The organism is Protofrankia sp. CiP1_Cm_nod1 (genome assembly GCF_920888515.1).
In the GTDB taxonomy this organism is placed as follows: domain Bacteria; phylum Actinomycetota; class Actinomycetes; order Frankiales; family Frankiaceae; genus Protofrankia.
This window is the reverse complement of record NZ_CAKKTM010000086.1, coordinates 16,436-28,090: the sequence shown is the minus strand read 5'-3', so window position 1 is coordinate 28,090 and position 11,655 is coordinate 16,436. Positions and strand designations below refer to the sequence as shown.

General features: G+C 71.7%; 14 protein-coding genes and 1 pseudogene. 8 read left to right on the top strand and 7 right to left on the bottom strand.

Annotated features, from left to right (window positions below; genetic code table 11):
* The 4 genes and pseudogenes from NBX02_RS04620 to bsaP form a co-directional block, all read left to right on the top strand.
* Positions 1-193 (top strand): annotated as a pseudogene (locus tag NBX02_RS04620) (hypothetical protein); the annotation flags it as partial.
* The gene (gene bioD, locus NBX02_RS04615) at positions 190-906 is read left to right on the top strand and encodes a dethiobiotin synthase (RefSeq protein ID WP_250281784.1); all 717 of its coding nucleotides are present in this window, start codon (positions 190-192) and stop codon (positions 904-906) included. The pseudogene NBX02_RS04620 and the gene bioD, both read left to right, overlap by 4 nt.
* 103 nt (positions 907-1,009) lie before the next feature.
* Positions 1,010-2,122: a biotin synthase BioB gene (gene bioB / locus NBX02_RS04610; protein WP_445548265.1), complete on the top strand. Its 1,113-nt coding sequence runs from the start codon at positions 1,010-1,012 to the stop codon at positions 2,120-2,122.
* 171 nt (positions 2,123-2,293) lie between these two features.
* Complete coding sequence (gene bsaP, locus NBX02_RS22935; protein ID WP_445548264.1) at positions 2,294-2,647, top strand: biotin synthase auxiliary protein BsaP; 354 nt, start codon at positions 2,294-2,296, stop codon at positions 2,645-2,647.
* 49 nt (positions 2,648-2,696) lie between these two features.
* Here the strand turns inward: bsaP and NBX02_RS04605 are convergent, their stop codons facing one another.
* On the bottom strand, positions 2,697-2,927 hold the full coding sequence (locus NBX02_RS04605; protein ID WP_250281787.1) for a biotin/lipoyl-binding carrier protein: 231 nt from the start codon (positions 2,925-2,927) through the stop codon (positions 2,697-2,699).
* A 338-nt stretch (positions 2,928-3,265) separates the two neighbouring features.
* Between NBX02_RS04605 and NBX02_RS04600 the strand changes: the two genes are divergently transcribed.
* Entirely contained in the window at positions 3,266-3,892 is a 627-nt protein-coding gene (locus tag NBX02_RS04600; protein WP_250281789.1) for a DUF5317 domain-containing protein, read from the top strand.
* 242 nt (positions 3,893-4,134) lie between these two features.
* Complete coding sequence (locus NBX02_RS22930) at positions 4,135-4,209, top strand: 50S ribosomal protein bL37 (RefSeq protein WP_369299096.1); 75 nt, start codon at positions 4,135-4,137, stop codon at positions 4,207-4,209.
* A 366-nt stretch (positions 4,210-4,575) separates the two neighbouring features.
* Here the strand turns inward: NBX02_RS22930 and NBX02_RS04590 are convergent, their stop codons facing one another.
* The 4 genes from NBX02_RS04590 to NBX02_RS04575 all read right to left on the bottom strand — a co-directional run bounded on the left by NBX02_RS04590 (position 4,576) and on the right by NBX02_RS04575 (position 8,029).
* Complete coding sequence (locus NBX02_RS04590) at positions 4,576-5,526, bottom strand: NAD-dependent epimerase/dehydratase family protein (RefSeq protein ID WP_250281792.1); 951 nt, start codon at positions 5,524-5,526, stop codon at positions 4,576-4,578.
* A 74-nt stretch (positions 5,527-5,600) separates the two neighbouring features.
* Positions 5,601-5,885, bottom strand: coding sequence for a mycothiol system anti-sigma-R factor (gene rsrA, locus NBX02_RS04585; protein ID WP_250281793.1), 285 nt, complete (start codon positions 5,883-5,885; stop codon positions 5,601-5,603).
* The gene (locus NBX02_RS04580; RefSeq protein ID WP_445548263.1) at positions 5,882-6,817 is read right to left on the bottom strand and encodes a sigma-70 family RNA polymerase sigma factor; all 936 of its coding nucleotides are present in this window, start codon (positions 6,815-6,817) and stop codon (positions 5,882-5,884) included. The genes rsrA and NBX02_RS04580 overlap by 4 nt, the downstream gene beginning before the upstream one ends.
* A gap of 387 nt (positions 6,818-7,204) precedes the next feature.
* A complete protein-coding gene (locus tag NBX02_RS04575) occupies positions 7,205-8,029 on the bottom strand; it encodes an alpha/beta family hydrolase (RefSeq protein ID WP_250290129.1) in 825 nt (274 codons plus the stop codon).
* Between the two features lie 68 nt (positions 8,030-8,097).
* Between NBX02_RS04575 and NBX02_RS04570 the strand changes: the two genes are divergently transcribed.
* Positions 8,098-8,985, top strand: coding sequence for a methyltransferase domain-containing protein (locus NBX02_RS04570; protein WP_250281795.1), 888 nt, complete (start codon positions 8,098-8,100; stop codon positions 8,983-8,985).
* 71 nt (positions 8,986-9,056) lie between these two features.
* On the opposite strand, the gene NBX02_RS04565 is transcribed toward NBX02_RS04570, so the two are convergent.
* Positions 9,057-9,479, bottom strand: a complete 423-nt coding sequence (locus tag NBX02_RS04565) for a cytotoxic translational repressor of toxin-antitoxin stability system (protein WP_445548266.1) — start codon at positions 9,477-9,479, stop codon at positions 9,057-9,059.
* Complete coding sequence (locus tag NBX02_RS04560) at positions 9,479-9,895, bottom strand: hypothetical protein (RefSeq protein WP_250281798.1); 417 nt, start codon at positions 9,893-9,895, stop codon at positions 9,479-9,481. Before NBX02_RS04560 ends, NBX02_RS04565 begins: the two co-directional genes overlap by 1 nt.
* 267 nt (positions 9,896-10,162) lie before the next feature.
* Between NBX02_RS04560 and aroA the strand changes: the two genes are divergently transcribed.
* Positions 10,163-11,485, top strand: coding sequence for a 3-phosphoshikimate 1-carboxyvinyltransferase (aroA, locus tag NBX02_RS04555; protein WP_250281800.1), 1,323 nt, complete (start codon positions 10,163-10,165; stop codon positions 11,483-11,485).
* Positions 11,486-11,655: the final 170 nt, after the last annotated feature.

Here is an 11,655-nt window from a genome sequence, read left to right as displayed (position 1 = left end):
GGCGGAGACCTGCCGTGCGCACGGGGTGGCCGTCGGCTGCTTCCGCCCTCCGACCGTGCCCCCGGGCACGAGCCGGCTGCGGGTCGCGGCCCGCGCCGACCTCACCGCCACCGACCTGGCCCGGGCCGCCGACGCCTTCGCCGCGGCCATCGGCACGCCCGGCCGTCCCGGCTGTCCCGGATGTCCCGGATGACGGTTCTCGTGGTGACAGGAACCGGGACGGGGGTCGGGAAGACGGTCGTCACCGCCGCGGTGGCCACCCTCGCCCGGGAGCGGGGCGTCGACGTCGCCGTGGTGAAGGCCGCCCAGACCGGTGTCGAGCCCGGCGAGCCCGGCGACCTCGACCATGTGCGCGCCCTGTCCGGGGTCGAGGGGCTGTACGAGTACGCCCGGTTCCCGGCGGCGCTGTCGCCGGCCGCCGCGGCCCGCCTGCACCGGCGTGCCCCGGTGGAGCTCACCGACGTCGCCCGGCACGTGGGTGAGCTCGCCGAGCGCTACCGGCTCGTCCTGGTGGAGGGCGCGGGCGGGCTGCTGGTCCGTTACGACGACGAGGGCAGCACTGTCGCCGATCTCGCCCGTACGCTGGCCGCGCCGGTGCTGCTGGTCAGCGAGGCCGGGCTCGGCGCGCTCAACACCACCGCGCTGACCCTGGAGGCGCTGGCCAACCGCGGGCTGGATCTCGCCGGGCTCGTCATCGGCTCCTGGCCGGCCGCCCCCGACCTCGCCTGTCGCTCGAACATCGTGGACATGGAGATGCTCGCCGCGCGCCCACTCGCCGGAGCGCTGCCAGCGGGCGCGGGGCACGCCGATGCCGCGGCGTTCCGCGCCACCGCCCGGGTCTGCCTGGCGCCCGCCCTCGGTGGCACCTTCGACGCCCACGACTTCCGAGAGAGCCACAGACCGTGACTTGTCTCGGCCCGCCTACCATCCCGGGGACCTCACGGACCTGGGCCATCCGGATCCTCGGACGAATCGACGGTCCGTAACCGAACTACCACAGGAGACCGCCTTGCCGCCGTCAGTAGCCACCGTGCCCGTGCCCGTGACCCCGCCGACGCAACCGCCGACACCGACCCGGCCGACGGCCGACCAGCCGACGGCCGCCGGGAGCCCAGGAGGGAACGCGCCGGTCGCCGACATCCTCCAGGTCGCCCGCGAGCAGGTGCTGGAGCGTGGCCAGGGGCTCTCCGCCGAGCAGACCCTCCAGGTACTGCGGCTCGACGACGACCGGATCGGCGAGGCGCTGGCGCTGGCGCACGAGGTGCGGATGCGCTGGTGCGGCCCGGAGGTCGAGGTCGAGGGGATCGTCAGCCTCAAGACCGGCGGCTGCCCGGAGGACTGCCACTTCTGCTCCCAGTCCGGCAAGTTCGACTCACCGGTGCGCTCGGTCTGGCTGGACGTCCCGTCGCTGGTCGAGGCCGCGAAGGCGACCCGGGAGACCGGCGCGACCGAGTTCTGCATCGTCGCCGCCGTCCGGGGCCCGGACAAGCGCCTGATGAGCCAGGTCCGGGCGGGGATCGAGGCGATCCGTGCCGCCGTCGACATCAACATCGCCTGCTCGCTCGGGATGCTCACCCAGGAGCAGGTGGACGAGCTCGCCGCGATGGGCGTCCACCGCTACAACCACAACCTGGAGACGGCGCGCTCGCACTTCCCCCAGGTCGTGACCACGCACAGCTGGCAGGAGCGGTGGGACACCTGCGAGATGGTGCGGGCCGCCGGCATGGAGCTGTGCTGCGGCGCCATCATCGGGGTCGGCGAGACGCTGGAGCAGCAGGCCGAACTCGCCGGCCAGCTCGCCGCGCTCGAGCCCGACGAGGTACCGCTGAACTTCCTCAACCCGCGGCCGGGCACACCGTTCGCCGATCTCCCGGTGGTCGGCCCGAAGGAGGCGCTGCGCACCATCGCCGCGTTCCGGCTCGCGCTGCCGCGCACCATCCTGCGCTACGCCGGCGGACGTGAGATCACTCTCGGTGACCTCGCTGTCGACGGGATGCTCGGCGGCATCAACGCGGTCATCGTCGGCAACTACCTCACCACGCTGGGACGGCCCGCCGAGGCGGATCTGGAGATGCTTGCCGACCTGAAGATGCCCATCAAGTCCATGCAGTCCACGTTCTGATCACTGACCGTCCCGGCCGTGGCAGCCCGGAACGGCCGGGACGGCCGGGACCTGAGCAGGCCGGCGCCGCCGCGGCCAGCCGTGGCGGCGGGTGACGGGCCGGCGGGTGACGGGTAGAACGGCCGCGGGCAGAACGTCGGCCGAGCCGCCCGATGTTCTACCCTCGTAACCATGACTACCGAGGGTCAGAGGCGAAACGATCACGCTTCTCCCACGCCCGGGGCGCCGGCAGGCCACTGGCCGCCCGATCACGCTTCTGCCGCTCCCGTCGGGCCTCCCGGACCGGCACAGCCGGTCGGGGAGGCCCGACGCGGCCCGCTCCCTGGGTCACCCGGCGCGGCGGAGACGGCCTTCTGCGACCGGTGCGGACGGCCGCTGGCCGACAGCGGGCACGACATCTGCGCCCAGGCCCGGCTGCTGGAACCGCCACGGTTCTGCCGGACCTGCCGACGACGGATGATCGTCCAGATCACCCCGACCGGCTGGACGGCCAGCTGCGTCGAACACGGCACGATCGCGGGCTGACCCCCGGGCCCGCTCGCCCCCGGGCCCGCTTCGTCGCGGACCTGGCTGGTCAGGCCACCGGAAGCTGGTCGAGGAGGGCGATCAGGTCACCCTCCTGAACGACGTCCCCCTCCCGCACCGCGATCTGGGCGACCCGGCCGCCGTCCTCGCTGAGTACCGGGATCTCCATCTTCATGGAGTCGAGAATCACCAGCGTGTCACCGGCCGACACGGTGTCCCCGACACCGACCACGACCTTCCACACGTTGGCTACCATCTCGGCCCGAACTTCCTCGGCCACGGCTCCCCTTCCCTGTTCCGAGCGTTCCTGCTCCGGTGCGGACATGTGCACAGCGTGAGCGTAGTGTGCGTCGACGCCCGACCGCTGCGCGCCACGTCAACAAAGAAAGCCCCTGTTCGAGCACCGATCCACCCAATTTCTTGACACGCTGGTAACAACTCCCGGCCCGGGCCCTCTCCGGAACTGTCAACGATCTTCACTGGACGGGTGGGCGGCCGGCACGGACAGCCAGGCGGCACAGCCGGGGCACGGCGGCGGAGAGCCGGCCGCGGCGACCCGGACATGCCGGAATGCCACACCTGCGGCCGAAGGCCCCGCGGACAACGCACACTACGAGTGTGTTCGTTCTCCTTGTGCTTGCCCTGGTGGGCGGTGTCATCATCGGGCTGGTCCGCGGTGGCACGCTGGACGCTCTGGTCCGTATCTATGTGGCACGCCCGTGGATGTTCGTGGCCACGGTCGCGGCCCTGAGCGCGGGCCGGCTCATCCCCGGCCTGCACGCGGTCTCGTGGGCGCTGGCCACGGTGGCGGTCGTGCTGTTCGCCGCGGCGAACTCCCGGCTGCCCGGCGTCGGCCTGCTGTGGGCCGGGATCGCGCTGAACACCGTGGTGATCCTCGCCAACGGCGGTCAGATGCCGGTGTCGCTGTGGGCGGCCGAACGGGCCGGCGTGCCCGCCAGCGAGATATACGCCTCCGCCCGGCACACGCCGGGCGGTGACGACACCGTCCTGCGCCCGGCCACCGACGTGATCCCGCTGGCGTTCCCCGGCGCGGGATCCGTCGTCGGCATCGGCGACGTCCTGATCGCCGCCGGCGTCGGCATGTTCGGCGCGGTCGCGCCGGTCCGGGCCCGCCGGACCCTGGCATCCCGGCTCCCCCCGGACAGCGGCTCCGCCACCGCCCGGGAGCCCCTGGCGGAAGAGCCGGCCGTCACGACGGCTTACCGATCATCCGATGACCGGTAAGGAAAAGGAACGGACGGCCCACGGCTCCGCCGCGATCAGCGGGCAGGCGGTGGAACGATGTGAGTTCGCCACTGGGGCAGCGGCATCGATTCACATCGTTCAGGCGAGCCGGTTCAGGCGAGCCGGGTGACCGGTGGGCGACGATGGGATCCCGCTCGGCGGATGGACGGGGCGGGGTGTGGTGGACGGGGGCCAAGGCGTGGGTCTGGCAGGATGGCCGGAGCGGAAAGGAGGTTCCCGACGTGGCGAAGAAGAAGCGCAAGCGGCGCGCACGTGCCAAGAGCAAGGCCAACCACGGCAAGCGCCCGAACACCTGAGCCATCCGGACACCTGGCGTTCTGCGGGTGATGTTCTTCGGGTCACGGGCGAACTCGGGCACGGGCGGTCACGGATTTGTCGCGTACGGATCTGTCGCGTACGGATCTGTGACGCCGTTCGCGTCCCGCGCGTGGCCGCGAAGCTACCGGCCGGGAGCGGCAATGGCCCGGTGACAATCCACCGGGCCACAACCCGAACCATCAGGAGCGCGGACAACCGGTCGACAACCAGCCGGAACACAGCGACCGGCGCACAGCTGCCGGCGCACAGCGATCAGCACACAACGGCGGCTGGCCGGTGGCGATCGTGGAACCCGCCGCCCGGCGGCAGGCAGGCGGCGGGGACGTGCCGGGAAGAGGCGCTGGTCAGCCGGTGGTGGTACGGGTCCGCAGCCACTGCACTGTCTGCCGCAGCCCGCTGTCCAGGTCGACCTGGGGCCGCCAGCCGACCAGCCGGGCCGCCCTGCCGATGTCGAGCGCGATCCGTTGCAGCTCACCGGGCCGGGGCGTGGCGAACTCGGGGGCGTCCGCCACGCCGACGATCCCCGCGATCGCGCGGTGCAGGTCCCGGACGGTCGTCTGCGTGCTGGTGCCGATGTTGAGGCGTTCGCCGTTGGCGGCATCCGGCGGGACGGACCGGGCGAAGGCGTCCGCGACATCGCCGACGAAGACGTAGTCACGGGTGGTCGTGCCGTCACCGAAGATCCTCGTCGGGCGGCCCTCGAGCATCGCCGTCCCGAAGATCGCCACCACCCCGGCCTCGCCGTGCGGATCCTGGCGGGGGCCGTAGACGTTCCCCAGCGCCAGTGCCGTCGTGGCCAGCCCGTATGTGGAGCGGTACACGGACAGGTAGAGCTCACCGGCCGCCTTGCCCGCGGCGTACTGCGACTCGGGAGCCACCGGCACGGTCTCGTCCACCGGCAGGTGCCGCGGCGTCCCGTAGATCGAGCCGCCGGAGGAGGTGTGGACGAACTTCCCGACGCCGGCGAGCCGGCTCGCCTCCAGCACGTTGATCGTGCCGAGTACGTTCAGCCGGGCGTCGAGCAGTGGGTCGCTGACGCTCACCCGCACGTCGATCTGGGCCGCCAGGTGCAGGACGACGTCGGGACGGACCCGCCCGACGACACCGGGCAGCTCGGTGGACGTGATATCCACCTTCTCAAAGGAAAACCGGTGGTCACGCAGAGCGGGGCCGAGGTTCTCAAGTCGACCGGTGGACAAATCGTCGACCCCGACGACATCATGGCCGTCGGCGAGCATACGGTCAGTGACCGTGGAACCGATAAAACCGGCCGCGCCGGTGACGAGGATACGCACGGCACAAGAGCCTAACCGCCGGTCGGACGGCCGGCCGTCACGGCCGACCTCCTTGCTCCAGTCTTGTTCAGTCCTTATTCGGCGCGGAACTCCGCCGTATCCGCGTCGATACGGGCGGCCCGCAGCCGTTCCAGGACGCTCTCCCGGAGCGACTCGGGTGCGCGTTCCCCCCCGCACCTGCGGGCCACCAGCAGCTTCACCTCGTGTTCCACCCCGAACTCCCGAAGGCACGGGGAGCATTCGTCCAGATGGGAACGAACCAGGTGCTTGTGCTCGAAATCGATCTCGCCGTCAAGATAGAGGTAGACCGCTTCCAGGATCTTCCGACAGTCGACCGCGTGCGGCTCCCCACAGCTCACGATCCACCACCGTCGGTCTCGGAGCTGCCGGCCCGGACCAGGCCGCGTTCCCGGGCGTAGTGTTCAAGAGCGGTACGCAGCCCACGACGGCCGCGATGCAGGCGTGACATCACGGTACCGATCGGGGTACCCATGATCTCCGCGATCTCCTTGTAGGCGAACCCCTCTACATCCGCAAGATACACCGCAATACGGAAGTCTTCGGGCAACGCCTGCAACGCCTCCTTGACATCGCTGTCCGGCAGGTGCTCCAGCGCCTCGGTCTCGGCGCTCTTCAGGCCGCTGGACGTGTGCGACTCGGCGTCGGCGAGCTGCCAGTCCTCGACCTGCTCGGTCGGGCTCTGCAACGGCTGGCGCTGACGCTTGCGGTAGGTGTTGATGAACGTGTTCGTCAGGATGCGGTAGAGCCACGCCTTGAGGTTCGTGCCTTCCTGGAACTGGTGGAAGGCGGCGAACGCCTTGACGAAGGTTTCCTGCACCAGGTCTTCGGCGTCGGCCGGATTACGCGTCATCCGCAGCGCCGCCGCATAAAGTTGATCAAGAAAAGGCAGGGCGTCTCGCTCGAAGCGGCTGCTGCGCTCCTCGACGGTCTCGTCGACCAGGACCACTCCCTCGTTCCTTGGGTCGTCCGCGGGATACCGGCTCACGGACGTGCCGGCGGCTCCTGGAACGGACGATACCCTGGCCGGTGCGTACGCGCGTACGGAAAAGCCATCGGTACCGGCAGGTTCCGGGACGTCTGGCCGCCGGCCGGAAGGGCCGAGCAGGCCATCATGCGGACGGGGCGCCGGAGCGGGCGTCGACGCGGTGACGCGGGCACAGGCTACCAGCGGCCCAGGGGCCTCGGCCACGGACGGCACAACAGGCGCGCCGTCGCGAACATCGTCGTGTCGCCACCGGCCCGCCAGCCCGGTTGCGAACTGGGCAGTCATCGAACCTCCGAATGGATGTCCCCGCCGGCCGGAACCAACACGATCATGGGGGCCGGCGGACCATGAAACGATCAGCCCGGCCCGTTGCTCTCCCGCGTCGCGGACGGCTCCAAGAATCTCTGCAGGTGGCGTAACCGCCCGACCAGCCGTCGGATTCCCGGCGGCCCCCGAGCCCCGGCCTCGGCGGACGCGTGACAGGGCCGCCCTCACACCTCCACAAGTACACGGGAAGAGCAACACGAGAACACGAAAAAGCCGACAAGATGACATTTACTGCCATCAACCACCATAGACCTGCAATCTTCACAACGTTACAACAGAACTACGGCGTCACGACAGAACTACCGCGGAGCACGGCGCCTCGGCGCCTCGGCGCCCGCCGGACGCTCACGGCCTGGCGGAGGCCAGCCGGGCAATGATCCACTCTGTCGCGACGGCCGCCGCCTCGTCGACGACCTCGGCTTCGTCGCGGCCGTCCTTGCGGCGTGTCCGCATGGCGTGGTCGGCGCCGGCCAGGACATGCACCTCGATGTGCCGGGCCGGGTCCGGACCGGGCATGCCGAAGGTGTCCCGGTCCCCCTGGAGCACGAGCACGGGGACGCCGGCGGCGAGCAGTTCGGGCAGGCGCGACGGCCGGCTCCCCCGCGGCTCCCGCCCACCGTCGCGGGCAGCCTCCTCCAGATCTTTCTTGGCCGAGGCGGAGGGCCGTCCTGGGGGATCCTGCCCAAAGCCTCGGCCAAAATCTTTCTTGGCCGAGGCGGAGGGCCGTCCTGGGGGACACAGCGGGAAGCCGAAGGCCACTACTCCGGCGGCCCCGGTCGTGCGGGCGCAGCGGCAGGCCACCCTCGATCCCATGGAACGGCCGGCCAGGACGACGGGCCGCGGCCGCCCCAGGGCGTCCATGACCGCGTGCAGCACCGCGTCCAGCCGGGCCGGACGGTCCGGCGCGCGGCGGCCGGCGACACGATAGGGCATCTCCAGGCGGGCCACCCCAACCCCGCGCGCCGGCAGCCGCCGCGCCAGCACGGACAACACGCCGACATCCGTCCCGCTGGCGGCACCGTGCAGCAGGACGACAGTTCCCGCCGGTGCCCCGGTCGCGGGAACTAGGAAGACCCGTGCGCCGTCCACTTCCAGGGAAGTCCGATCGGTGGAGGAGGCGCCGGCCGTGGTCGTACCCGGGAGAAAAATGTCACCGCTGCCCGTGTGCATCTGTCAGACTTCCCGTGAGTGTGTGTGACTTGTTTCGCATCTTCCCCCCTGAAGGGTAGGAAAGGTCCATGCTGCCGCGTCTCGACGCCGAGCCAGATCAGTCGCGCGGACGAACGCCGACCCTCGTCTATGAGGCCCCCACGGACAGCGATGATCCGTACTGGGCGTTCTACGAAGATGTCGCCGCCACCCAGCTGGCCAGCTGGCTGCCGATGCCACGGATCCGGGTCCTGGACGTCTCCGGCCCACGGACGAGGTTCACACGCCAGATGGTCGCGGCGGGGCACGACGTCGTGCGCGTCGTCCCGGCCCCGGACCGTTCGGGGGCCCGCGCTGCCGGCAGGCGCGCGGACGGCCATGCCCGCTCCGGCGGGGCTTCCGTGCGTCCCGGCGCGGCCGGCGGGCTCACCGCGGTCCGGCCGGGCGACATCACCGGCCCCGGGCGGCTGGTGCAGGTGGCCGGTGACCCCCGGTCGCTTGACTGGTTCACGCCGGAGAGCTTCGACGCCGTCCTGGCCGAAGGCCGCGCGCTGTCGTTCTGCCTGGCCACCGAGACGACCCTGGAAGAGATCCACCGTATGCTGCGCCCCGGCGGGCGGCTGCTGCTGTGCGTCGACTCGCTGCTGCTGGGCCTGGCCCGGCTCGCCGAGCAGCACCGCTGGGCGGAGCTGTCCGACGTCCCGCGCGCCGACGTCGTCCTCGTCCCGGCCGAGGACGGGTCGATCACCCGCTGTTTCTGGCCGGAGGAGCTGCGCGCCCTGCTGACCAGCGCCGGCCTGGACGTCGACTGGATCCGCCCGCGGACGGTGCTCTCGGCCGAGGCGGTGACCCGCGCGGTCGCCTCCGACGTCTCCTGCTTTCCCACCCTGGTCCGCACCGAGGTCGATCTCTCGGCCGAACGCGAGGGCGAGTCGATCGGCATCCACCTGGTCGCCAGCGCCCGCCGCCCCGACTGAGCCCGCGGCGACGGCCGTCGCCGCTTCCCGGCCGTCCAGCGGTCATGCCCCGCCAGGCCGCGCCACGGCGGTCATGATCCTGTGGTCCAGTACCGGTTGAGCCGTGTCACGGCCTCGTCCCTGGTCATGCCCGCGATCTCAGCCTCGCCAAGGCCGACCCGCTGCCTGAGCAGATACACGAGTTCGGCCGGCAGGGCCTGCGCGGGCACGTCCGGGGCGCCCCGCTTGGGCGGGATGCCGTCCCGCACACACGTCCAGAACTCGTCCTCCGTGACATCCAACTGATCGCGCAGGATGTGGCTCCACCTGCTCGGCCCGTACGCCGTCCGGTCGACCGGGTGCGAGATACGGGTACGCAGCACCCGTCCGTCGGCGAGGGCGAGTTCGAACGTGACGTGGTGGGTGCCGGTCCGTCCGCGTGCGTCCCGGACCTGGGTCCACTGCTCGGCCCGGCAGAACTTCTCGTGCGCCTCGCGGGCCGGCTGAGAAAAGATCACCCTACCGGCCCGACCAGCCATTCACGCAGCTGGACGTCGCTACTGAGAGTGACCAACTGGACCAGACCCCAGTTGGTCGCGTGGTTGGGGGCGTCGAGGAGCCGATCCTGCCAGTCCTCGGCATACTCCCGCAGGGCGACGATCATCTCGTCCAGGGCCTCGTCCAGATCCGCCCCGTCGGCGGCCACCGGCAACCCGGGAATGAGGATCGACCACCCGCCCGCCTCCGCCACCACCTGGGCGCGAGACGGGCTCACCGAGGCCAGGAAATGCCGCAGACGCTCCTGGTCCACAAACGCGGTGATCCGGTTGTCCCGCCGCACCGTCGCGACCCGGCCCCGCTCCGCCGCGTCCAACAGATCCTTCAGGTGGGCGCGAGCGTCGGTGTAGCTGTCATAGTGCACGGCGGTCATCCAACCTCCTAGGCCAGACACCAGAAGTACGTCAAGTACTCAACGTACTCGCTAGACGGTTGACGGTTGACGGTTGACGGCAATGCCAGCCTCGGACCGGGACAGGAACCCGGGCGCCACCGAACCATGTTTCCAAGCGGCGCGATCACATCTCCGCGGCCCCCACTACCAGCCCTGATCAAAATCGCCGGCACGCGAACGGGTACGGCCGCGGGCTGACAGCCCCGGTGGCGCCTGCCGGGCGTCCGCGTCCGGCATGCTGAACGGGTGACCGTCACCACGGACGTACCCACGGATCCCTGGCCGGCGCCGACGGCCGACCGGCCGGTCGACGCGACCGTGACCATGCCCGGGTCCAAGTCGGCGACGAACCGCGCCCTGATCCTCGCCGCGATCTCCGCCGGCACCAGCCGGCTGACCAGGCCGCTGCGCTCCCGCGACTCGCTGCTCATGGCCGCCGCCCTCGGCGAGCTCGGCGTCGCCGTCGTCGATGACCACGATGACTGGCTGGTCCACGGCCGCTACCCGCTCCAGGCGGCCCCGGCTGCCCGGATCGACTGCGGCAACGCCGGCACCGTCGCCCGGTTCACCCCCGCGCTGGCCGCGCTGGCACACGGCGACGTGGTCTTCGACGGCGACCCGCGCATGCGGGAGCGTCCGCTCACCCCTCTGCTGGACGCGCTGCGGACCCTGGGCGCGGCCATCGACGGCGACCGGATGCCGCTGACCGTGCACGGCCGGGGGCACCTGCCCGGTGGCGCGGTGACGGTGGACGCGTCCACCTCCAGCCAGCTCGTCTCCGGTCTGCTGCTGGCGGCCCCCCGCTACGACCAGGGCGTCACCGTCCGTCATGTCGGTGCGCGGCTGCCGTCCTGGCCGTACCTGGAGATGACCGTCGCGGACCTGCGCGCCGCCGGGGCGACGGTCGAGGTGGACGTCGACCGTCGCCCCGGCGGCGAGGCGCGCTGGTCGGTGACGCCGGGGCCGCCGCACGCTCACGACCGGGTCATCGAACCCGACATCAACAGCGCGTCCGCCTTCCTGGCCGCGGCCGCGGCGACCGGTGGGCGGGTCGTGCTCGCCGACTGGCCGAGCGGGACCGTCCAGCCCGGGCGCGTGCTGCCCGACCTGCTGACCGCCATGGGCTGCGTCTGCACCCTGACCACGGCCGGCCTGGAGGTCCGCGGGCCCGGCCGGCTGCGCGGCATCGACGTCGACCTCAGCGACTACGGCGAGGCCGCCCCGACACTCACGGCGCTCGCCGTCCTCGCCGACTCGCCCAGCCGGCTGCGCGGCATCGCCCACCTGCGCCTGCAGGAGACCGACCGGCTCGGCGCGCTCGCGGCCGAGCTGGGCCGGCTGGGCGCGGACATCACCGTGACCGACGACGGGCTGGCCGTCTCCCCCGCGCCGCTGACCGGCGCCCGCCTCGACCCGCGGGCCGACCATCGCCTGGCCATGGCCTACGCCGTGGTGGGACTGGTCGTGCCGGGCGTGCTCGTCGACGACATCGCCACGACCGGTAAGACCGTGCCGTCCTTCCCCCGGCTGTGGGCGCGGATGCTCGACGGGGCGGACGCCCGCGCGTGAGAGCTGCCTGTCACGACCACCGACGGCGTCACCCCACGCGCTGCCGTCCCACGCGGCGTCACCCCGAACAGCACAGCCCCACATGGCACAGCCCCGCGTGCTGCCGCCCGGCACGGCCCGACTCGGCACGGCCCGGCTCCGAACAGCCCGGCCCCGGACGGCCCGGCTCC

What these genes read in the sequence shown, in the direction of transcription:
- bsaP (WP_445548264.1), top strand. Translation starts at nt 2,294, where the DNA reads ATGACTACCGAGGGTCAGAGGCGAAACGATCACGCTTCTCCCACGCCC.
- NBX02_RS04570 (WP_250281795.1), top strand. Translation starts at nt 8,098, where the DNA reads ATGCTGCCGCGTCTCGACGCCGAGCCAGATCAGTCGCGCGGACGAACG.
- NBX02_RS04580 (WP_445548263.1), bottom strand. Translation starts at nt 6,817, where the DNA reads ATGACTGCCCAGTTCGCAACCGGGCTGGCGGGCCGGTGGCGACACGAC.
- bioD (WP_250281784.1), top strand. Translation starts at nt 190, where the DNA reads ATGACGGTTCTCGTGGTGACAGGAACCGGGACGGGGGTCGGGAAGACG.
- NBX02_RS04575 (WP_250290129.1), bottom strand. Translation starts at nt 8,029, where the DNA reads ATGCACACGGGCAGCGGTGACATTTTTCTCCCGGGTACGACCACGGCC.
- NBX02_RS04560 (WP_250281798.1), bottom strand. Translation starts at nt 9,895, where the DNA reads ATGACCGCCGTGCACTATGACAGCTACACCGACGCTCGCGCCCACCTG.